23 protein-coding genes are annotated in these 23330 nt (G+C 30.9%); 12 read left to right on the top strand and 11 right to left on the bottom strand.

Annotated elements, in window-relative coordinates:
• Positions 1-192: 192 nt before the first annotated feature.
• The 9 genes from hflX to ACN5J4_RS05905 form a co-directional block, all read right to left on the bottom strand.
• Positions 193-1404: a GTPase HflX gene (gene hflX / locus ACN5J4_RS05865; RefSeq protein WP_418649087.1), complete on the bottom strand. Its 1212-nt coding sequence runs from the start codon at positions 1402-1404 to the stop codon at positions 193-195.
• Between the two features lie 253 nt (positions 1405-1657).
• A complete protein-coding gene (locus ACN5J4_RS05870; protein ID WP_418649088.1) occupies positions 1658-2017 on the bottom strand; it encodes a Na(+)-translocating NADH-quinone reductase subunit F in 360 nt (119 codons plus the stop codon).
• Positions 2017-3369, bottom strand: a complete 1353-nt coding sequence (locus ACN5J4_RS05875) for a DEAD/DEAH box helicase (protein ID WP_418651144.1) — start codon at positions 3367-3369, stop codon at positions 2017-2019. The genes ACN5J4_RS05870 and ACN5J4_RS05875 overlap by 1 nt, the downstream gene beginning before the upstream one ends.
• A gap of 351 nt (positions 3370-3720) precedes the next feature.
• Entirely contained in the window at positions 3721-5034 is a 1314-nt protein-coding gene (nqrF, locus tag ACN5J4_RS05880; protein WP_418649089.1) for an NADH:ubiquinone reductase (Na(+)-transporting) subunit F, read from the bottom strand.
• A complete protein-coding gene (gene nqrE / locus ACN5J4_RS05885; protein ID WP_418649090.1) occupies positions 5034-5768 on the bottom strand; it encodes an NADH:ubiquinone reductase (Na(+)-transporting) subunit E in 735 nt (244 codons plus the stop codon). The genes nqrF and nqrE overlap by 1 nt, the downstream gene beginning before the upstream one ends.
• 63 nt (positions 5769-5831) lie before the next feature.
• Positions 5832-6476, bottom strand: coding sequence for an NADH:ubiquinone reductase (Na(+)-transporting) subunit D (locus ACN5J4_RS05890; protein ID WP_418649091.1), 645 nt, complete (start codon positions 6474-6476; stop codon positions 5832-5834).
• A gap of 2 nt (positions 6477-6478) precedes the next feature.
• Positions 6479-7219 carry a Na(+)-translocating NADH-quinone reductase subunit C gene (locus tag ACN5J4_RS05895; protein WP_418649092.1) on the bottom strand — a complete coding sequence of 247 codons (741 nt, stop codon included), beginning with the start codon at positions 7217-7219 and terminating at the stop codon, positions 6479-6481.
• A 2-nt stretch (positions 7220-7221) separates the two neighbouring features.
• Positions 7222-8427 carry an NADH:ubiquinone reductase (Na(+)-transporting) subunit B gene (locus ACN5J4_RS05900; RefSeq protein WP_418649093.1) on the bottom strand — a complete coding sequence of 402 codons (1206 nt, stop codon included), beginning with the start codon at positions 8425-8427 and terminating at the stop codon, positions 7222-7224.
• A 3-nt stretch (positions 8428-8430) separates the two neighbouring features.
• The gene (locus ACN5J4_RS05905) at positions 8431-9783 is read right to left on the bottom strand and encodes a Na(+)-translocating NADH-quinone reductase subunit A (RefSeq protein WP_418649094.1); all 1353 of its coding nucleotides are present in this window, start codon (positions 9781-9783) and stop codon (positions 8431-8433) included.
• A 157-nt stretch (positions 9784-9940) separates the two neighbouring features.
• Here ACN5J4_RS05905 and ACN5J4_RS05910 point away from each other — a divergent pair, with 157 nt between their 5' ends.
• The 7 genes from ACN5J4_RS05910 (at position 9941) to ACN5J4_RS05940 (ending at position 17805) form a co-directional block, all read left to right on the top strand.
• On the top strand, positions 9941-11161 hold the full coding sequence (locus ACN5J4_RS05910; protein ID WP_418649095.1) for a DUF5103 domain-containing protein: 1221 nt from the start codon (positions 9941-9943) through the stop codon (positions 11159-11161).
• 51 nt (positions 11162-11212) lie between these two features.
• Positions 11213-11599, top strand: a complete 387-nt coding sequence (gene apaG, locus ACN5J4_RS05915; RefSeq protein WP_418649096.1) for a Co2+/Mg2+ efflux protein ApaG — start codon at positions 11213-11215, stop codon at positions 11597-11599.
• 296 nt (positions 11600-11895) lie between these two features.
• A complete protein-coding gene (pruA, locus tag ACN5J4_RS05920; RefSeq protein ID WP_418649097.1) occupies positions 11896-13521 on the top strand; it encodes an L-glutamate gamma-semialdehyde dehydrogenase in 1626 nt (541 codons plus the stop codon).
• 152 nt (positions 13522-13673) lie between these two features.
• The gene (locus ACN5J4_RS05925; RefSeq protein ID WP_418649098.1) at positions 13674-14588 is read left to right on the top strand and encodes a glutaminase; all 915 of its coding nucleotides are present in this window, start codon (positions 13674-13676) and stop codon (positions 14586-14588) included.
• Between the two features lie 9 nt (positions 14589-14597).
• Entirely contained in the window at positions 14598-15719 is a 1122-nt protein-coding gene (gene chrA / locus ACN5J4_RS05930; RefSeq protein WP_418649099.1) for a chromate efflux transporter, read from the top strand.
• 78 nt (positions 15720-15797) lie between these two features.
• Positions 15798-17036: a DEAD/DEAH box helicase gene (locus tag ACN5J4_RS05935; protein WP_418649100.1), complete on the top strand. Its 1239-nt coding sequence runs from the start codon at positions 15798-15800 to the stop codon at positions 17034-17036.
• Positions 17037-17403: 367 nt separating this feature from the next.
• On the top strand, positions 17404-17805 hold the full coding sequence (locus ACN5J4_RS05940; protein ID WP_418649101.1) for a GlcG/HbpS family heme-binding protein: 402 nt from the start codon (positions 17404-17406) through the stop codon (positions 17803-17805).
• A gap of 84 nt (positions 17806-17889) precedes the next feature.
• On the opposite strand, the gene ACN5J4_RS05945 is transcribed toward ACN5J4_RS05940, so the two are convergent.
• Positions 17890-18399, bottom strand: a complete 510-nt coding sequence (locus tag ACN5J4_RS05945; protein ID WP_418649102.1) for a M23 family metallopeptidase — start codon at positions 18397-18399, stop codon at positions 17890-17892.
• A gap of 249 nt (positions 18400-18648) precedes the next feature.
• Between ACN5J4_RS05945 and ACN5J4_RS05950 the strand changes: the two genes are divergently transcribed.
• From ACN5J4_RS05950 to ACN5J4_RS05960, 3 genes are read left to right on the top strand one after another with little or no spacing between them, the layout of a single operon-like run.
• Positions 18649-18978, top strand: coding sequence for an ArsR/SmtB family transcription factor (locus ACN5J4_RS05950; RefSeq protein ID WP_418649103.1), 330 nt, complete (start codon positions 18649-18651; stop codon positions 18976-18978).
• Positions 18979-19024: 46 nt separating this feature from the next.
• The gene (locus ACN5J4_RS05955) at positions 19025-19489 is read left to right on the top strand and encodes a DUF6428 family protein (RefSeq protein WP_418649104.1); all 465 of its coding nucleotides are present in this window, start codon (positions 19025-19027) and stop codon (positions 19487-19489) included.
• A 17-nt stretch (positions 19490-19506) separates the two neighbouring features.
• Positions 19507-20112, top strand: coding sequence for a protein-tyrosine-phosphatase (locus ACN5J4_RS05960; RefSeq protein WP_418649105.1), 606 nt, complete (start codon positions 19507-19509; stop codon positions 20110-20112).
• A 79-nt stretch (positions 20113-20191) separates the two neighbouring features.
• Here ACN5J4_RS05960 and rsmG read toward each other — a convergent pair whose 3' ends face one another.
• Entirely contained in the window at positions 20192-20821 is a 630-nt protein-coding gene (gene rsmG, locus ACN5J4_RS05965; protein WP_418649106.1) for a 16S rRNA (guanine(527)-N(7))-methyltransferase RsmG, read from the bottom strand.
• Positions 20822-20964: 143 nt separating this feature from the next.
• Between rsmG and ACN5J4_RS05970 the strand changes: the two genes are divergently transcribed.
• Together ACN5J4_RS05970 and ACN5J4_RS05975 are read left to right on the top strand one after the other, a co-directional pair.
• Entirely contained in the window at positions 20965-22056 is a 1092-nt protein-coding gene (locus ACN5J4_RS05970) for a fatty acid desaturase family protein (RefSeq protein ID WP_418649107.1), read from the top strand.
• Positions 22057-22106: 50 nt separating this feature from the next.
• Complete coding sequence (locus ACN5J4_RS05975) at positions 22107-23294, top strand: pyridoxal phosphate-dependent aminotransferase (protein ID WP_418649108.1); 1188 nt, start codon at positions 22107-22109, stop codon at positions 23292-23294.
• Positions 23295-23330: the final 36 nt, after the last annotated feature.

Consider the following 23330-nt stretch of genomic DNA (forward strand, 5'->3'; position numbering starts at 1 on the left):
ATATATAAGTGAAATTTTTGGTTAAAAATTAGATCAAGAACTAATCTAAATAATGCTAATGGGATAGTTATTTTATTTTTCATTTTTAGGGGGAACAAAATGTTTAAAATTTTATTTTAATATGTATTAAATTTAAAATAAAAAGTACATAAAAACAAAACATTTATGTACTTTTTAAGTTAAGTTATATGTTTATTCTTTGGATAAATCGTCTTGGTATAAAAAGTTATTGTAAGGAAATCGTTGGATATGTATTTTTTTAACCTCTTCATACACGCGTTCTTTAAACGCTTCTAGATTGTCTTTATTTAATGCTGATATAAAAAGACTTTCTTCTCCTAAGTCATTCATCCAGGTTTTTCTCCAATCGTCTAGAGTATAGTGCATTTTAGATTTTTCAGTGATTAAATCATCTTTATCAATTGTTTTATATGTATAAGCATCTATTTTATTAAAAACCATTACTGTAGGTTTATTAGCGCTACCTATTTCATCTAAAATTTTATTTACAGAAGCAATATGATCTTCAAAATTTGGATGACAGATATCTACCACGTGCAACAATAAGTCTGACTCACGAACTTCATCTAATGTAGACTTAAAAGATTCTACTAATTGTGTTGGTAATTTTCTAATAAACCCAACTGTATCGGTCATTAAAAAAGGAATATTCTTGATAACAACTTTTCTAACAGTAGTATCTAAAGTTGCAAATAATTTATTTTCAGCAAACACATCACTTTTACTAATAACATTCATTAAAGTTGATTTACCTACGTTAGTATACCCTACTAATGAAACACGCACCATCTTGCCTCTGTTCTTTCTTTGAACAGCCATTTGCCTATCAATGGTTTCTAACTTTTTCTTTAACAAGGTAATTTTTTCACGTATAATACGACGGTCTGTTTCTATTTCTGTCTCACCAGGACCACGCATACCAATACCACCTTTTTGTTTATCAAGGTGGGTCCATAACCTTGTTAATCGAGGTAATAAGTATTGACATTGTGCCAATTCTACCTGTGCTTTAGCTGAGCTTGTTTGGGCTCTACTTGCAAAAATATCTAATATTAAATTGGTTCTATCTAATACTTTACAATCTAAATAATTTTCAATATTACGTAATTGAGCTGGAGACAATTCATCATCAAAAATTGCAGTACCAATTCCATGAGATTCTATATAAGCTCTTACCTCTTCTAATTTACCTGTTCCTAAAAATGTTTTAGGATTTGGTTTTTCCATTTTTTGCACAAAGCGTTTTACTGCAACACCTCCTGCTGTTAGTGTTAGAAACTCTAATTCATCTAAATATTCTTCAGATTGTTTTTCGTTTTGATGTTGAGTTATAATACCTATTAAAACTGCTTTTTCTGATATTGCTTCACGTGTTTCTACCATAGAGTGCAAAAATACAAATTTATCAATTGAACTTTTCTTTTTTAATTTGTTCTTTAGTTATTTTTTTACTGAAAATATTAATTTAGTTCAATTACCTAGCCCCGATTGAAGCATTTTTTTGAGGGCTTTTTTTGATTTTTATTCAAAAAAAAGCGAGTGCGGAAAGCGGGAAATTGCTTCTAATAATTTTTAAAATTTAAGCATAAAAAAACACTCAATTTTAATAAATGAGTGTTTTTTAATATTGATAAAATTATATTTTGATAAAATCATCAAAAGCAATATAATAAGGTTGATCTTTAAAAACAGGCAGTTCAACACTTTCTGAATTTGCTATACCAATACCTCCAAACCAAATTTCAGCATTTTGTTTTTTAGCATGTTCTTTAAATGTTTCCATCCATAAAACATCATATTCTTCAGGTGTTTGAATATTATTGGTTGTTTTTACTAAAACAAAAATAGTAGGTTCACCTTTTTTAAATAAAACAAACTGAGGATGCTTTTTTAATTCACTATTAACAGCAACAAACTCATAACCCATTTTTTGAAGCTTTTTACCAGCAATATTCATTCCTAAATTATGAAGCTCTTGTTTAGTAAGTACTTGCATTACTTTTTCTTATTACGCATGTTATAATTCTTATCTCCCCTAGTTTTAGGTTTTTTGTATTTTTTCGCAATTTCTCTACGATAAGACCCTCCTTGATTTGTTTTACTATTTTTTTCACTTTTTTCGTGGAACGCTGGTCCAGGAACGTATTCTAAGGAAGTTCTGTTTTTATCTTTTTCTCCGTCTTCTTTCGGACGCTCTTCTTCTGTTAATTGTTTAGAAATTTCAACTTCTTCAGGAATTTCTAACATTGGAATTTCATAATTCATCAATTCTTCAATTCTCGCTTTAGCTGGTAGCTCTGCTTCTGTTGAAAAAAGAATTGAAGTTCCTTCTTTTTCTGCACGACCAGTTCTACCGATTCTGTGCATATAATTTTCAGGAAAATAAGGTGTATTAAAGTTAATTACATGAGTAACTTCTGCTAAATCTAATCCCCGAGCAATAACATCTGTTGCTATTAAAATTCGTTTCTCTCCTTTATTAAATTGTTCAATAGAGCGTAAACGGTAATTTTGTGTTTTATTAGAATGAATAACACATGATTCTGATGGAAATTCTTCTTTTACACATTCAAATAACCTATCTGCATTTCTTTTATTGGGTGTAAATATCAACACCTTACTGTATTCACTTTTATTATGAAGTAAGTCATGTAACAAATTTACTTTGGTGTAAAAGTTAGGTACACTGTAACTAACTTGTTTTATATTGTCAAGAGGAGTACCACTTACGGCAATAAAAATTTTTTTTGGAGCTGTAAAAAAATCATCAATTAATGCTTCTACATCCTGTGTCATTGTTGCTGAAAACATAATATTTTGACGACGTACTGGTAATAAATCAAAAATATTTAATAATTGAAATCTAAACCCTAAATCTAACATTACATCTACTTCATCAATCACTAATTTTTGAATTGATTTCAACTTTAAGGTATTGCTTAACGCTAAATCATACAAACGTCCTGGAGTAGCTACTATGACATCTGCTCCTAATGCAACAGCTTGTTTGTGTCTATTTAAAGGAACTCCTCCAAATACACCTATAGTACGTAAAGTCATGAACTGAGAAAGCTTTTCAATTTCATTTACTACTTGAACAACAAGTTCACGTGTTGGAACTACCACTAGTATTCTAGGATGCTGTTGCGTAGAAAATTTCAAATCACGAAGTAAAGGTAACATGTAAGCAAATGTTTTACCCGTACCTGTTTGTGCAATACCAACTACATCTTTACCTGATCGTATTATAGGAAAAGCTTCTTCTTGAATTGGTGTTGGGTTTACAAAACCTAATTCTTGAATTGAATTTTGTAATGGATTTGATAAATCTAAATCTTGAAAAGTGATCATTTACAGTAATTTGGCGCAAAGATACGGTTTTCTAGCCTAATTAACGTAAGTATGTTACTTTCTCAAAATGTAATACTTATTAAATATACATATATTCAAGAAAATAGTTTTGCAATCGTAGCATTTATACTTTTTAACTATCAATAAAATTTTTTGAAGAACTGATCTACTTTTCCTTCCTAAACTAGTTGATTTACATATTGGGCAGTTCATTTATAATTACTTTATAGCGAATGTAAATAAAACGAACGTTTGTTAATTTAAATATAAGTTATAATTAAGGTTGGTTTAAAAATAAAAAAACCGATACAATACTGTATCGGTTTTTTTTATAATTATTTTTAAATTTTACCCTCCAAAATCATCAAATCGGATATTTTCGTCAGCAAGACCAAAATCTTCACCCATTTTTTGAACAGCATTGTTCATTAATGGTGGACCACAGAAATATAACTCTAGGTCTTCAGGTGCTTCATGCTTTGATAAATACTCATTAATAACAACTTGGTGAATAAAGCCTGTAAATCCGTCTCCAGTTTCATCATTTATATCAGATTTAACTTTCCAGTTATCTGCTTCTGTTGGATCAGATAATGCTATAAAAAATTTAAAGTTAGGGAAATCTCTTTCTAAAGCTCTAAAGTGTTCTACATAGAACAATTCAGCTTTTGAACGACCACCATACCAATAAGTTACAGTTCTACCAGTTTTTAATGTTCTGAATAAGTGGTATAAGTGTGAACGCATTGGTGCCATACCTGCTCCACCACCTACATATAACATTTCAGCTTCAGATTCATTAATAAAAAATTCACCATAAGGTCCAGATATTACACATTTATCTCCTTTCTTTAAGTTGAAAATATATGAAGAAGCAACTCCTGGATTTACATCCATCCATCCACCTTTAACTCTATCAAAAGGAGGTGTTGCAATACGTACATTTAACATAATTTCTCTTCCTTCGGCAGGATAAGAAGCCATAGAATATGCTCTTTCTACAGTTTCTGTATTTTTCATTACCAATGGTCTTAAACCAAATTTATTCCATTCTCCTTCAAATTTATCAGGAGTATCGTGTTCTTCTGGATGCGCAGTAATATCCATATCAGCATAGTTTACTTCACAAGCTGGAATTTCAATTTGAATATATCCACCTGCTTTGTACCCCATATCTTCTGGAATTTCAACTACAAATTCCTTGATAAAAGTTGCAACATTGTAATTTCTTACAACAGTCGCTTCCCATTTCTTGATTCCAAAAATTTCTTCTGGAATAGAAATATCCATGTCTTGTTTTACTTTTACCTGGCACGCTAAACGAACACCATGTTGCAATTCTTTACGAGTAAAATGTGGCGTTTCTGTAGGTAAAGCTTCACCTCCACCAGAGTTCACATGACATTCACATTGTACACAAGATCCACCACCACCACAAGCTGATGGTAAAAAAATCTTTTCTGCTCCTAAAGTAGATAATAACGTACCTCCTGAAGCTACTTCAATTACTTTATCTCCATTAATTGTAATTTTTACGGGACCTGACGGAGCCAGTTTTTGCTTAACAAATAATAACAACCCTACTAAAACTAATAAAATTGCTAAAAAAGATATAACTGTTACAGCTACTGTACCTCCTGTACTTACTTCTAAAAATACCATTATTCTATAACTTTTTTAGTGTTATCAGCTAATTTTTCAGCTTGCTGTTTTGCTTCTTCTTTCTTTTCTATTTTGATTACTGTTTTAGATGCTTCTTCTTTTTTAGCTTCATCGTCACCACCTGTTAACATACCTCCAAAACTCATAAATCCAATTGCCATTAAACCTGTAATAATAAAAGTTATTCCTAACCCTCTTAAAGCTGGTGGCACAGATGAATATCTGATTTTTTCACGAATAGCTGCAATAGCTAAAATTGCTAAAAACCATCCGATACCTGATCCAATACCATAAGTTAATGATAAACCTAATGTTGGTATTTCACGAGATTGCATAAATAATGACCCTCCTAAAATTGCACAGTTAACGGCAATTAATGGTAAAAATATACCTAAAGAGTTATATAATGCTGGCGCAAATTTTTCAACAATAATTTCTACCAATTGTACCATGGTTGCAATGGTTGCAATGAACATAATAAACGATAAGAAACTTAAATCGTAATCTGCATATTCTGCTCCTAACCAAGATAATGCTCCTGGTTGTAATAAATATTGATCCAATAACCAATTTATAGGTACTGTAACAGCCAATACAAAAATAACTGCAGCTCCTAAACCTACTGCTGTAGCAACTTTTTTAGATACCGCTAGATAAGAACACATTCCTAAAAATGTAGCAAATACCATGTTATCAATAAATATCGACTTGAAAAATAATTCTAAATGTTCCATATTTTATATTTTTCCCTCTTTCAACTTCATCTCTAAATTATTCATAGAAATATTGAAGAGGATTTAATCCTCGATTAATGCTTTGTTTCTACTACGTTGTATCCAAATAATAATACCTACAACAATTAACGCCATTGGAGACAATAACATAAAACCATTATTCTCATATCCTAAAGCATATAACCCTGTTTGCTCTATTGGGTCTCCTAATACTTTAAATCCTAATAAAGTACCAGAACCTAACAATTCTCTAAAGAAACCTACAGCTATTAAAATAGCTCCGTATCCTAATGCATTCCCTATTCCATCTAAAAACGACCTCCATGGTCCATTACCTAAAGCAAATGCTTCAAAACGTCCCATAATAATACAGTTGGTAATAATTAAACCTACAAATACCGAAAGTGTTTTACTTAACTCATAAGCAAATGCTTTTAATACCTGATCTACAATAATTACTAAAGCAGCAACTACAATTAACTGTACAATAATTCTAATTTTTGATGGAATAATGTTTCTCATTAATGAGATTACAACGTTTCCAATACCTAATACAAATAATACAGAAACTGCCATTACTATAGAGGCTTTAAGCTCTGCTGTAATTGCTAATGCTGAACAAATACCTAATACTTGAATAGTAATTGGATTGTTATCTAATAACGGATCTGTAATTAATACTGCATCTTTTTTTGATAAAAGTCCCATATTTATTTCAATGTTTTAAAGTAAGGCACGTATAAACCTAATTCAGATTTAATCATTGCTGCAACTCCATCACCTGTAATGGTTGCTCCTGCAATTGCATCTACCTCGTTATCATTTTTATCTTCGTTCTTCGGATCATTGTTCGATTTAGAAACAGTAATTCCTTTAAAAGAGCCATTGTTCATTAAATCTTCGCCAATAAAATCATCCATAAAATAACGTTGCTTTATATTAGCTCCTAATCCTGGAGTTTCTCCTTTATGATCAAAGAAAGCTCCTTGAACTACCATGTTTTTATCCATAGCAACATATGCCCATATAGCATCCCAAAGGCCTTTACCTCTAATTGGTGCTATGTAAAATGCTTTACCGTCTTTCTCTCCTAAAAATAATGGTAATTTTCTTACGTTTCCTGCTTTTGCAGATGTTTGTTGTTTTTTTACATCTATTAAATACGCAGTAGCATCTTCAGTAATTTTATCACCCTCAATAACTACTTGTTTTTTAATATATTTTGAAAACTCAGCAGCTACTTTGTCTTTAGATATAAGAACGGCACTACTCTCATCATTTTCATTTATCCCCATCGCATACAAAATATTTTGCTGCTTTTCGATACGTTTATTTGCATCAATCATTGGGCGAAGCGATGAAGCTGTATAAGCTAACAACGCACCTACTATTAATACCATACCAATGGCAAAAAGTAGTGTATATATATTACTATCTGTTCTCTTACTCATAATTAGGCAGTTTTAACTTTAGTACGTTTTATTCTTCTCTTTACATTTCCTTGAACCACATAATGGTCAATTGTTGGAGCAAAAACGTTCATTAATAAAATAGCTAACATTACTCCTTCTGGATAGGCAGGATTGAATACACGAATCATAATCGAAATAAATCCGATAAAGAAACCGTAAATCCATTTTCCTTTATTGGTTTGTGATGCTGATACAGGATCAGTTGCCATATATATAGCTCCAAAAGCAAAACCTCCAATTAATAAATGTTTCCAAAAGTCTAAACTCATTAATCCGTAAAACTTACTTGCTTCACCAATCCATCCTAAACCTACTACTTGGTTAAAAATAAATCCCATTACTAAAGCTCCAATTACTGCAGATAGCATAATTCTCCAGCTTCCAATCTTTGTAAAGATTAAAAATAGCGCTCCTAATAAAATTAAGAATGTAGATGTTTCTCCTACTGAGCCAGGAATAAACCCAAAGAACATGTCAGAAACTGAATGTGTTACTGTTTGAGATTGTGCTAAACTACCTAAAATAGTTTCTCCAGAAATAGCATCTGCTGTTCCTGCCAATTCTCTAGCATCTGCCACCCATACTTTATCTCCTGACATCCAAGTTGGGTATGCAAAAAATAAAAATGCACGTATTGTTAATGCTGGGTTTAATATGTTCATTCCAGTACCTCCAAATACCTCTTTACCTATAACCACACCAAATACTACAGCTACAGATAACATCCATAAAGGTAAATCAATTGGTACAATTAAAGGAACTAACATTCCTGTTACTAAATATCCTTCTTCTACTTCATGCCCTTTAATTACAGCAAAAATAAATTCTACTACTAATCCTACTACATATGATACAATTACTAACGGTAAAATTTTCACTAAACCTATTAAGAAATTATCCATATTCCAGAAATCTCCACTAAAGAAAGACATTCCTTCTGTAAATCCATTAATTGCAGCATTATGTTGATAACCTGCATTGAACATTCCAAAGATCAAACAAGGTACTAACGACATAATTACTATGTTCATAGTACGCTTTAAATCATCAGCAGCCTTTATATGAGTTCCTCCGTGAGTTGTCTCATTTGGCAAATATAAAAAGGTATGGATTGCGTTAAACGCAGGTGCCATTTTAGTACCTTTATATTTTTCTTTTAACTTATGTAAGTTTTGTTTTAAGCCCATATCTTATCCTAATTCTTCTCTCATTAAATCTAATCCTTCACGAATTATTTTCTGGTGAGGCTGTTTAGACACACAAATAAATTCTGTTAATGCGAAATCTTCTGGTGCAATTTCATAAGCCCCTAATCCTTCCATTTCGTCAAGATCTTTATACATACAAGCTTTTAATAATTGCATCGGATAGATATCTAATGGAAATACCTCTTCATACGCTCCTGTAACCACAAATGCTCTATGTTCACCGTTTGTATTGGTATTTAAGTCATATTTTTTCTTCGGATTTAACCAAGAGAACGTAAGTGCCCTAGAAGTAGAAACCTTGTTAAACACAGGTTTATTCCAACCAAAAAATTCATAATCGTCTCCCTCAGGTATTGCTGTTACTATGTTTTCATAATACCCTAAATAACCATCTTTACCTACTTGAATTCCACTTAATACGTTTCCACTTATTACACGAGCATTTTCTGATTCTAAATTCCCTTTTACAAGTTCAGTAATATTTACTCCTGCTAAAGCTGTAACATATTGTGGTTTACTAAATTTAGAGCCTACTAAAGCGATTGTACGTTTTACATTAAAGTTACCTGTTAATAACAACTCCCCAATAACCACTAAATCTTGTGGTGTAACAACCCACACAACTTCCCCTTTATTAATAGGATCTATTTGTGCAATTTGGGTACTTACATTACCTACTGGATGTGGCCCTGAAACGTTATGCAATTCAACTCCTTTCATTCCTCTAAAAGGAGATGCTGTTGAGTTTTTTGCAACCGAAACATGCACTTTACCTGCGGTTAATTTTGTTAATGAGGTTAAAGCTGCTTGTAGCTCAGCTTCTTTACCTTTTAAAACATAATCATAATCTGCAGCTAATGGTGCACTTGCATACGCAGACACAAAAATTGCTTTTGGAGTTTGATTAGGATTTGCAATTACGTCATACGGACGTTGCTTTACAAATGGCCAACAACCTGAAGCAAACAAGTGATTTTTCACTTCTTCACCAGACATTGTATCAACATCTTTTTTGCTAAAATTTTTGTATTGCTGCTGTGCATCAGCAGTTATTTTTATTGCTATAACTTTTCTTCGAGCTCCACGAACGATTTCCGTTATTTTACCACTTACCGGACTTGGAAATAAAATACGCTCATCACTTTTTGAATAAAAAAGTGCTTCACCTACCTTTACCTCGGTACCTTCTTTTGCTAAAATTTTTGGAATAACGCCATGAAAATCGTCAGGCTTAATTGCAAAATCACGACCTAACGAAAGTTCGGTAGTAATTTGCTCTGCGTCGCCAACGAGCTTGATATCCAAGCCTTTCTTAATACGGATGTCTTTTGACATAGGAACTGATTAAATTGATTTTCTAAAAACAAGCAAATTTACAGATTTTGATTTTTTCGAGTTAGCATTTATATTTATATCTTTTGGATAACTCTTTATTTATATCTATTCTAAATAAAAACTTGTCATTAACTCACATTTTAATACATTTGTACCCATGGTAAAACTTACAACAACACTACTATTAACTATCGTATATTTAAGTATTAATGCTCAAAACATTAAAACAGTTCAATTACGTCCAAAATACAATACAAATCAATTTGCTGCTATTACACAACTAGGAAACGTATTAGAGTTATCTTTTGATGACTTAGATGCAAATAGCAAAGAATATCAATACAAAATTGAACATATGACCTACGATTGGAAGCCTAGTCGCTTAAGTTCTAATCAATATATAAATGGTTTTAATCAAAACGAAATAACTAATATTACTAATTCATTTAACACTTTACAGCCATATACCCACTACTCCGTTACCATTCCAAATCAAAATACTATTATTACTAAAAGTGGCAATTATTTAATTTCTGTTTTAAATGAAAATTATGAAGTAATATTTACAAGGCGCTGTGTTTTCTATGAAAACATTACAACGGTTGGTGTTGCTGTTTTTAGAAGCAGAAACACTAAATCTAACAATCAAAAACAAACAATTCAATTTTCAGTAAACCACCAAAATTTGAGAATTAACAATGCCAATCAAGAAATTAACATTGCTTTATTTCAAAACCACAATTGGAAAACAGCTATTAACAATATTAAACCACTATTTATAAAACCTCAACAATTACTGTACAATCATACAATTAAAACAGACTTTTGGGGCGGGAATGAATTTCTAAATTTTGACAGTAAACACATACGTAGTACTAGCTTGAATATAGCTAAAATTCAAAGAAAAAACATATACCATAGCTACTTATACACCAATGAAGAGAGAGCTGACAAAATGTACACATACTACCCTGATATTAATGGGCAATTTGTAGTAAGAACACTTGAAGCAAACAATACTAATACTGAAGCTGATTACTCAATGGTTCATTTTTCATTAAACGCCTTTGAACCCTATGAAAACAAAAAGGTATTTGTTTACGGTGCTTTTAACAACTACGAATTATCCGAAGAAAACAAAATGACTTACAACGTAAACACTGAAAAATATCAGGTTCCTATTAAACTTAAACAAGGTTTTTATAATTACACCTATGCTACATTAGATGAAAATAATAAAATTAATTTAAACGAAATCAACGGCTCATTTTATCAAACCGAAAATGAATATACAGTAATTGTATACTACAAACCATTTGGCGAAACCTATGACAGAGTTATTGGCGTTGGAAACGGATATTTTAATCAGAATAGATAACTTTAATGCAAAACATTTAAAAAAAACACCAAAAAGGCTTATATTTAATGCATGCTAGAACAAATAACAAAAGGTATAAAAGTAATTGTTAACACCATTTTTAATGGTATTATATATCGTGAGTCAGAACCATTTTATTATTTTAGTTATTATATTACTATTGAAAACAATTCAAAAAATACAGTTAAACTTTTAGAGCGTTTTTGGGTTATTTATGATACGCTTAATAATACTGAATATGTAAAAGGAGAGGGTGTCATTGGAGAAGTGCCTATTCTTAAACCAAATGAAGTTTTTAATTATAAATCTAATTGTTTTTTACTTTCGTCAATAGGTGCTATGAAAGGAAACTATAAAATGGTTAATATAGAAACCGATGAAGATTTTTTAGTTATAATTCCAACTTTTCAATTAATAACAAATGCTAACCTAAATTAAAAATATGTAATTTTTAAAAATTACTATAAAACTTTTTTAAACTATAAAATTATTATAATCATATTATTACAATAACCATTAATTAAAATAAATATAACAATACCAATGTTATATAATTGACGAATGAAACGCTAAAAACAGCTTAATAATTAGCAAAATAAGTGTTAACTTTGTTCCGTGAAACAAAGTTTAATTTTTTTGATAAAAAGGATAGCTTAAACATAATTAATAGCTTTAGAAAATTTTTGTTTTTCAATTTTAAATAAGATTTTTTTAACACACAAACAACACATAAAATGGCAAGAGGATTTTTTAATGTTCCGGAAGCGATAAACGAACCTGTAAAAGGGTATGCTCCTGGATCTCCAGAAAGAGAAGAGTTATTAGCAACGTATAAAGCTATGTACAATAGCAATATTGATGTGCCAATGCATATTAATGGTGAAGAGGTAAGAACTGGAAATACCAGTAACATTAATCCTCCACATAACCATAAACATATCGTTGGACAATATCATAATGGTGAGAAATCTCACATAGAAGCTGCTATTAGTACTGCTTTAGCGGCAAGAGAAAAATGGTCTAACACATGTTGGACAGAACGTGCTTCAATTTTCCTAAAAGCAGCTGAATTATTAGCAGGTCCTTACAGAGCAAGAATGAATGCTGCAACAATGATTGCACAATCTAAAAATGTACACCAAGCTGAAATTGATGCCGCTTGTGAAATGATTGATTTTTTCCGTTTCAATGTACAATACATGACCGATATCTTTAAAGATCAACCAATCTCTAGCCCTGGAATATGGAACAGAGTTGAGTACAGACCTTTAGAAGGTTTTGTATATGCAATTACTCCTTTTAACTTTACTTCAATTGCTGCTAACTTAGCTGCCGCTCCTGCTTTAATGGGGAACGTAGTTGTTTGGAAGCCTTCGAGTCATCAAGCATATTCGGCACAAGTAATTGTAGATTTATTTAAAGAAGCTGGTTTACCTGACGGTGTAATAAACGTTGTTTATGGTGATCCTGTAATGATTACAGATACTGTATTAGCATCTCCTGATTTCTCTGGATTACACTTTACTGGTTCTACAAATGTATTTAATCATTTCTGGAAACAAATTGGAAATAACATAAACACCTACAAAACGTATCCAAGAATTGTTGGAGAAACTGGTGGAAAAGATTTTATCTGGGCACATAATTCATCAAATCCTTTACAAGTTGCTACCGCAATCACTAGAGGTTCTTTTGAATACCAAGGTCAAAAATGTTCTGCAGCATCACGCGCTTACATTCCTGCTTCTATCTGGTCAGAGGTTAAAGGTCATTTGATCGCTCAAACTAGCGAAATTAAAATGGGTTCTCCTGAAGATACTAGTAACTTTGTAAATGCTGTTATTCATGAAAATTCTTTTGATAAATTAGCAAGTTATATTGATGCTGCAAAAGCAGATGCAGATGCTGAAGTAATTATTGGTGGCGGTCATGATAAATCAGTAGGATACTTTATTGAGCCTACAGTAATTGTAGCAAAATCTCCTACATATGCAACCATGACAACTGAATTATTCGGCCCTGTGATGACAATTTTTGTATATGAAGATGATCAATGGGAAGCTTCATTAAAATTAGTTGATGAATCTACTGAATACGCATTAACTGGAGCTATCTTTTCTACCGATAGATACATTGTTGAAAAAGCTTCTAAAGCGTTAGAAAATGCTGCTGGAAACTTCTACATTAACGACAAACCAACAGGAGCTGTTGTAGGACAACAACCTTTTGGAGGCGCTAGAGCTTCTGGAACAAATGATAAAGCAGGTTCTGCTCAAAACTTATTACGTTGGACTTCTGTTCGCTTAATTAAAGAAACATTTGTAACGCCTACCGATTATAAATATCCTTTCTTAGGATAAGAATAAGTAATATTATTTTAAAACCTCATCAAATATTGATGAGGTTTTTTTGTACAAAATATTTATCACTGTGAAGAGATATTTTTTTATTTAATTAAAGTAATTTTCTATTAGTTTTGTTTTCTACCTTTAATGAAACTGATTTTAATAAAATGAACTATAAAAAAATAATACAAGAAGTATTTACAACTGTTGATGCTATTGAAAACAAAGGTAATTTGGCTTCTTATATTCCTGAATTAGCAAGTTTAAATCCTAATAAATTTGGTGTTCATATTGTTACGACATCTAATATAAAGTGTGGTTTAGGTAATTATCAAGAAAAATTTTCCATTCAAAGTATTGCAAAAGTTTTATCGCTTTGTTTGGCGTATAAAATTCTTGACGGAGATTTATGGAAAAGGCTTGGTGTTGAACCTTCAGGAAATCCATTTAATTCGTTACTTCAACTAGAAAATGACAATGGAATACCGAGAAATCCTTTTATTAATGCAGGTGCAATTGTAATTGCAGATGTTCTTATCAGTAATTTAAAAAATCCTAAAGAAGATTTATTAACCTTTATTAGAAGCCTTTCTAGTAATAATGATATACATTATTCAGCTAAAATTGCGGCTTCTGAAAAATCGGTAGGTTATAGAAATATAGCGCTTTGTAATTTTATAAAATCTTTTGGAAATATTGAAAATGAACCTTGTGATGTTCTCAATTTTTATTTTGATTTATGCTCGTTAGAATTTAGCTGTGAGCATCTATCTGAATTGTTTTTATTTCTAGCCAATAACGGTAAAGCACCACATAACGGAAATCAAATACTAACCAAAAGTCAATCAAAAAGAATTAATGCATTAATGCAAACTTGCGGTTTTTATGACGAATCTGGTGAGTTTGCTTTTAAAGTAGGCTTAGCGGGTAAAAGTGGTGTTGGCGGTGGTATTATAGCAATACATCCTAACCAATATAGCATTGCCGTTTGGAGCCCAAAATTAAATAAAAAAGGAAATTCTTACAAAGGAATGAAGTTTTTAGAAGGTTTTACAACCTTATCAGAACAGTCTATTTTTTAAAAAAATAAAATGCAACAAAAAAACGACTTAAAAGAAATAGCCAAACTCTTTTTTAAACTAGGAAGTATTGGTTTTGGAGGTCCTGCTGCTCATATTGCTATGATGGAAGATGAAGTAGTAAAAAAGAGAAAATGGATGACTCAAGCTCACTTTTTAGACCTTATTGGAGCCACCAATTTAATACCCGGGCCAAACTCAACCGAAATGACCATGCATTGCGGTTATGAAAGAGCAGGTTGGAAAGGATTAATAGTTGCAGGATTTTGTTTTATTTTTCCTGCTGTGATTATCACTGCTATTTTCGCTTGGTTATATCAAAAGTACGGACAACTACCAAACGTAAAACCTTTTATTTACGGTATAAAACCAGCCGTAATTGCAATTATAATAATGGCTGGCTACAGGCTTGGTAAAAAAGCCATCAAAAATACTGAGTTAGCTATTGTAGGAAGCATTGCATTAATAGCTTGTTTATTAGGTGTTAATGAAATTATAACACTTTTTAGTTGCGGGTTACTTGGCTTAGGCTTGTATTTTTTAAAACAAAATAAAAACAATACACATAGTTTTATACCACTATTAGCATATCAAGCAAGTGAACAATTAAATTTAAGTAACTTTAAAATAGTGCTTACATTTTTAAAAATTGGAAGTATTTTATATGGTAGTGGTTATGTATTATTTGCTTTTTTAGACACCGAGTTAGTAGCAAATGGCTGGCTAACTAGGCAAGCCTTGATAGATGCTGTTGCAGTTGGTCAAATAACCCCTGGCCCTGTTTTATCTACCGCTACTTTTATAGGATGGCAATTAAACGGAATAACAGGTGCAATTGTAGCAACGCTAGGTATTTTTTTACCATCGTTTATTTTTGTTTTAATATTAAATCCGTTAATGCCTAAAATGAGAAAATCAAAAATTATCCGTTCAATTTTAGACGCCGTAAATGTTGCTGCAGTAGCATTAATTATAGCAGTTTGTATTAATATGACAAAAGATACCTTGATTAATTGGCAAACAATTCTAATAGCTATTACAAGTTTACTTGTAGTTTTTGGTTTTAAAAAAATAAATAGTGCTTTTATTGTTTTAGGTGGTGCACTCCTTGGTTTTCTTTTAACTTTTATTTAAAATGAACCTAATTATAAACTAAAATTGAAACAAACCCATATCATTTGATTTAAGTTATCTTTGCAAAAAATATAACCAATGAAGTTTACAGACTTACATCTTAATAACGCAATTTTAAAAGCACTTAGTGAAGAAAAATATCACAACGCTACTTTAGTACAACAAAAAGTAATTCCGTTAGTACTAGATAAAAAAGATGTAATTGTTGGTTCACAAACAGGATCAGGTAAAACAGCCGCTTTTGCATTACCTATTATCCATAATTTAGCTCAAGAACTAGCATTAGTTCCTGAAAAAGGTCCTAAAAAAATAAAAGCTTTAGTAGTAAGCCCTACAAGAGAACTGGCAATACAAATTGAAAAAAGCTTTAATACATACGCAAAGCATACAAACATACTTGCAGGAGTTGTATATGGTGGAATATCTACCAAAGCACAAAAAGAAACTTTAGCTAAAGGAGTTGATGTTTTAGTAGCAACGCCAGGACGTTTAATTGATTTACACGAACAAGGAAGCGTTGATTTAACTACACTAAAAACCTTTGTTTTAGATGAAGCCGATTTAATGTTAGATATGGGCTTTATTCAAGATGTAAAAAAAATTGAAGCACTTTGTCCACGCAAAAAACAAACGCTTTTGTGCTCGGCAACCATGCCCGAAAAAGTTAGCGATTTAGCAAAACAAATGCTTTATAAGCCTGAAGTTGTTAATGTTGTTCCTACCAATAATACGGTAAATAAAATTGGACAACTATTATATTACACGCCTAAAAAACATAAAGTAGATTTATGCTTACATTTATTACGTAACACCATACAAGGACGTATTCTTATTTTTAGACGTACAAAACACGGAGTTGATAAATTAGAACAAACCCTTATTAAAAACGGATACAAAGTAACAAGTATTCACGGTGATAAAACACAAATATTACGTAATCAGGCAATTGAAAACTTTAAAAACAATAAAGCAACTATTTTAATAGCTACCGATGTTGCTGCTCGGGGTATTGATATTCATAAAATTGATGCCGTAATTAATGTTGACATACCTAATGTTCCTGAAACTTACGTGCATAGAATTGGTAGAACTGGTAGAGCAGGAAAAGCAGGAATTGCATTTTCACTTTGTAGTGCCGATGAAACTAGCTACATCAAAACCATTCAAGAATTTTTAAAACGACCTATAAAAATTATTGAAGATCACCCATTTTTATTGGTAAAACCAAAACACATAAAGCAACCAAACACTATTAGTACAAATAAAAAAGGACGAAAATCTGAAGCTTCTAAAAAGAAGAAAAAACGTTGGTATTAAAACCTTTTCGTTGTATAAACATAGTTTATAAAATTAAAATCTCTTCAATGTATTTGAAGAGGTTTTTAATTTTTTCTCAAAAAAATATTAATAATTAGAAGCCATTTCCCGCTTTACGCACTCGCTCTTTTTTTAAAAGAAAAAAAAGGAGCTCAAACAAACGCTTCAATCGGGGCTAAGATTCAAATCCGTCAAATTGAATTTATTTCAGTTTCACATCCTTATTTACCGCAATTCTTAATTTGAACTAAATTGAGCATGTAAGTCGTATAATAGAAATATTATACAATTTCAATTTAGGTTAAAAACCCTTAGCTTTGACAACCTATTTTACACTTTTATTTATCCATTTTAAAACATAATTATTATGAATATAACCTTAACAGAAGCAAAAAAAGTAATTACTGCAGCAACTTTAAAAGCAGTAGCTTTAAATACTAAAATGAGTATTTCAATAGTAGATGCTGGTGCTAGTTTAGTAGCTTTTGAACGTATGGACGGTGCTTTTATAGGCCCTATTGATATTGCTATGAAAAAAGCTAAAACGGCAGCTTTATTCGGAAAAGAAACTGGTATTCTTGGCGAATTATGTCAACCTGGTGCTCCTTTATATAATATTGAACATTCTAATAATGGATTAATTACATTTGCTGGAGGTATGCCAATTAAAAATAAAAACGGAATTATTATTGGCGCTATTGGTGTAAGTGGTAGCACAGTTCAAAATGATTTTAACGTAGCTAAAACTGGTGCTGAAAGTATGTTATAAGCTTTTTTTTAACAAAATATTTTCTTTAAAATTGTTTATAATTAATAATAGCAATAATTCAGTAATAAACTATTAATTAAACCTTTATCCGTTTTCTAAATATTCAATTGGATTTAAATAAAACATTTTTTTCCAACCTTGCTTACCAAAATCAATTCGCCAAACGTAAGGAATTATAGTTAAAATAGCATAATGCAAATGTGCGGCTTTACCTACAGCGTTTCCACTAGCTCCAACAGTTCCAATTATTTCGCTTTTAGTTACATAAGTAAAAGAAGTAGTTTTTAGTTTATCCATATGTGCATAGTAATGTAATCTCCATTTTGGCCCCAATACTAGCGCAATAGTACCTCCTACTTTTATCTCTCCAGCATACAATACCAATCCTGATGTTGAAGAATTAATTATCGTTCCTTTTTTGGCAAAAATATCAACCCCTTTATGAGTAATAGATTTTCCCCAAGGATAAAACCAAAATGATTTTGGGTGATAATCAGATTTGGTTGCTCCTTTAACAGGCATTTTTAAGTTCTGAGGAATTAAAATTCCAAAAACCGAAATAATTATTAAGCTTATAAAAATTTTATTTTTCAAAATTTTACATTTTATACTTAATTAAAAAGTTATCTATTTTTTAAAAAGGAAAAAAAAAGTAACAACTACTTTTCTATAAATATACCTAAACTTTGTAAAATGCCTAGCCCCGATTGTAGCATTTGTTTGAGCTCTCTTGCTTTTTCAGCAAGAAGCGAGTGCGTAAAGCGGGAAATTGCTTCAAAAAAAGAAATGTTATTTTGTATAACCAAACATTAATCGTAATATTGCAATATAATAATTAATAGAATGGGAGTTACCAAATCAGAAATTTTTACAACAACACAAAACGAGCTTGCAAAAATAGCAAAAGTACTTGGGCATCCTGCTCGTATTGCCATTTTACAGCATTTGTTTAAAATAAATTCGTGTGTTTGTGGCGATTTAGTTATAGAAATCGGATTAGCTCAGCCTACCATTTCTCAACATTTAAAGGAGTTAAAAAATGCTAATCTTATTAAAGGAAATATAACTGGCACTAGTGTTTGTTATTGTATAAATATTGAAAACTGGAAGGGTATTAAATTATTATTAAATAGCTTTTTAAACCTTGATGAAAACACTAGTAAATGTTGTTAAACTATTACATAAACCATTGTTAGGAACACAATTAAAATAAAAAAAAATGAAATTATCAGAAATTAAAAATCATTTAACGTCTTTAAAAACAATTGCTTTTAAATTACCTAATGGTAGTTTAGTGCCTAATCATTTTCACGTAACAGAGGTTGGTAGAGTTACTAAAAATTTTATTGATTGTGGCGGAACGGTTAGAAATGAAGAGGTAGCTAACTTTCAATTATGGGAGGCTGATGATTATGATCATAGATTGCATCCTGAAAAATTAATGAATATTATTGAGCTTTCTGAAAAGTTATTACATATTGCCGATTTAGAAATTGAAGTAGAATATCAAGGTGCTACTATTGGTAAATATGGATTGGATTTTGATGGAACACACTTTTTATTAACGGCAACCTTAACAGATTGTTTAGCTAAAGATAAATGTGGAATTCCTGAAAAAAAGAAAGTAAAGTTAGCCAATATACAAGAACAAACTACTTGTACACCTAACTCTGGATGCTGTTAAACATTAAAGCCATAAAAATGTACGCTCAAATAAATAAAAATCTACTAAATATACCCACTGTTTCTAACGAAAGAAAAAAGGTATTAGCTCCTCTAATACAATACATTCAAGATAAAATTAATAAAAAAGAGGTTATTAACCTTAATTTTATTTGTACCCATAATTCGAGAAGAAGTCATTTAGCCCAAATATGGGCGCAGGTAATGGCTTATAATTATGATATTAATAATGTTTTTACATATTCTGGAGGAACAGAAGCAACTAGAATGAATGGCACTATTGTGAATACTTTGATTGATTTCGGTTTTAAAATTCAACAATTATCAGATAATAACAATCCTGTTTATGCTGTAAAATACTCCGATAATGAACTACCTATTATAGGTTTTTCTAAAAAATATAATGATGCTTTTAACCCTGTTTCTGAATTTGGAGCAATTATGACTTGTTCACAAGCCGATGGTGGATGTCCTTTTATTGCTGGGGCTGAAGGGCGATTTCCTATAACTTTTGAAGACCCAAAGGCATACGACAACACTCCGTTAGAAAAGGAAAAATATGCCGCTTGTTGCTTATTAATAGCTTCAGAGATGAATTATGTTTTTTCTACTATTAAAAAATAAAAACTAGTAAAACTAAAAAAAAGGCCTTTGATTTTAAATCAAAAGCCTTTTTTAGTTTAATTATGTTTGCGTTTAAAAATTAGCTTTTAAACTTCATACCTAAATGCACAACTTTTTTAGTTTCGAAAAAATCTTCTTCAAAAAAATCAGGTAAATCATAAATTGTTGCCGAAGTATATTTTTCTAATTCTTCGGTTAAATCACCTCCTTTTAAATATAAAATTCCATTTTTTAAATCGTGATTTTGTTTTTTAGCAATTTTTCCTTTTGTCCAACCAACAAAAGTTTCCATTTGTGCCACTGCTCTACTTACAATAAAATCATAAGTATCTTTAACCTCCTCAACGCGACCATTAGTAGTTTTGACATTTTGTAAACCCAAACCCTCAACAACTTCATTCACTACTTTTATCTTTTTTCCGATAGAATCAACTAAATGAAACTGTGTTTCAGGGAATAGAATAGCTAATGGTATTCCTGGAAAACCTCCTCCTGTACCAACATCCATTACTTTAGACCCTGGTTTAAATGACATTACTTTAGCAATAGCTAATGAATGTAAAACATGACGCAAGTATAGCTCATCAATATCTTTACGAGAAACAACGTTAATTTTTAAGTTCCAATCTTCATACAAACCTTGTAATTTAGAAAACTGTGCTAACTGTGTTTCAGTTAAATTGGTAAAGTATTTTTTTATAAGTTCCATCAAATATATTTTTCATTGCAAAAATAAAAAACTAATTGGTAATAGTCATTTATATAACAAAAGATATGTTTCTTGTTAAAAAGTTAGTACAAAGCTATAAATAAAGTAAAAACGTTTATTTTTGCTATTACAATACGCCATAAATGAATACTATAAACTTCTCAAGAACAAATAATGTAAAGTTCTTTCGCACTCTTAACAAAAGAGTAAATACATATTTTAAAGAAAATAATATTAAACGCACAGGTAATTGGAAATTATATAGTAAAGCAATCATAATGTTTGCTACCTTTTTAATTCCTTTTATTTTAATTTTAACCGTAGCTATGCCACAGTGGTTAATGCTTTTACTTGTTATAATTACAGGTATAGGTATGGCTGGTGTTGGTATGAATGTAATGCATGATGCCAACCACGAATCTTTTTCAAGTAAAAGCTGGCTAAACAAATTAATGGGTAGCAGTATTTATATTTTAGCAGGAAATGTATATAATTGGAAAGTGCAACACAACGTACTACACCATACATTTACCAATATTAAAGGACATGATGAAGATATTGATGCAGGTAGAATTATTCGTTTTTCTAAGCATTCAAAATGGCTACCAGTACACCAATTTCAACGATTTTACTCAATATTCTTATACGGGTTGTTAACCATAAACTGGGCTATTACTACGGATATTAAACAAATGAGTAGTTACTTAAAACGTAAATTATCGTATGGTAAATTTCCTAACCCAAAAATAGAATGGACAAAATTAGTTATTTCTAAAATAGCTTATTACTCTTTATGGATTGTACTTCCATTACTTGTTTTAGATATTGCTTGGTGGAAAATTTTAGTAGGTTTTTTCGTAATGCATTATACTGCTGGTATGATTTTAAGTGTTGTTTTTCAACTAGCACACGTAGTACCAAATACTGAGATGCCTTTACCTGATAAGGATGGTAATTTAAAACACACTTGGGCAGTTCATCAATTATATACTACCTCAAATTTTGCACCTAAAAACTGGTTCGTAAATTTTTATACCGGTGGATTAAACCATCAAGTAGAACATCATATTTTTCCTCATATTTCACATGTTCACTATAATAAATTAGCCAAAATCGTAAAAGAAACAACGGCAGAATTTAACCTACCGTATAATGAATACAAAACAATGACAAAGGCTTTTATTGAGCACTTTAAACAATTAAGTACTTTAGGTAAAAAACCTCAAACTGCTTAAACAATATATAATTAATAACACGAAACTTAACAATTCAATTTTACAACAAAATGTCAAACGCATTATCAAACAGAATTAACAGTTTACCTGTATCACAAACTTTAGCAATGGCGGCTAAAGCAAGAGAATTAAAAGCAGAAGGTAGAGATATCATTAGCTTAAGTTTAGGAGAACCTGATTTTAATACGCCTGATTTTATTAAAAACGCTGCTATTGAGGCCATTAATCAAAATTATAACTCATACACTCCAGTTGATGGATATGTAGAACTGAAAGAAGCTATTTGCACAAAGTTTAAACGTGATAACAACATAACTTATACTCCAAATCAAATTGTAGTATCAACAGGAGCAAAACAATCTATTGCTAATATTGCACAAGTGTTATTAAACCCAGGTGACGAAGTTTTATTACCTGCACCTTATTGGGTAAGTTATTCTGCAATTGCTACCTTATGTGAGGCTAAATTTGTTGAAATTCCTTCTTCTATTGATACTGATTTTAAAATTACTCCAGAGCAGTTAGAAGCAGCAATTACACCTAAAACAAAAATGATTTTCTTTAACTCGCCAAATAACCCAAGTGGTACTATTTATACAGAGGCTGAATACAGAGCTCTAGCAAAAGTATTAGAAAATTACCCAAATATTTATATTTTATCTGACGAAATTTACGAACATATCAATTATGGAACAAAACACTTTAGTTTTGCTGCCATCGAAAACATGTATGACCGTACTATTACCGTAAACGGATTAGCAAAAGCTTTTGCCATGACAGGTTGGAGGATTGGTTTTATTGGTGCCCCACAATGGATTGCTAAAGCTTGTACTAAAATGCAAGGGCAAATTACTTCAGGAACAAATTGTATTGCACAACGTGCTGCAATTACCGCTGTTTTAGCTGAACCAACTAAAATTAAATACATGGTTGATGAATTTAAAACTCGTAGAGATTTAGTTTTAGATTTATTAAGTGATGTTGAAGGAATTAAATTAAACATTCCTGAAGGAGCGTTTTATATTTTCCCTGATGTATCTGCTTATTTCGGAAAAACTATTAAAGGAAAACAAATTAATAATGCTAGCGATTTTTCTATGTTATTATTAGAAGAAGCTAATGTAGCAACCGTTACTGGTGAAGCTTTTGGTGCACCTGCTTGTATTCGTATGTCATACGCTGCTTCTGAATTACAATTACGTGAAGCTGTTAGAAGAATTAAAGAAGTATTAGCTTAATATTTTTTTTGAAATTTCTTATTATTAAAAAGGCTC

The organism is Tenacibaculum aestuariivivum, assembly GCF_964507685.1.
GTDB classification, from domain to species: domain Bacteria; phylum Bacteroidota; class Bacteroidia; order Flavobacteriales; family Flavobacteriaceae; genus Polaribacter; species Polaribacter aestuariivivum.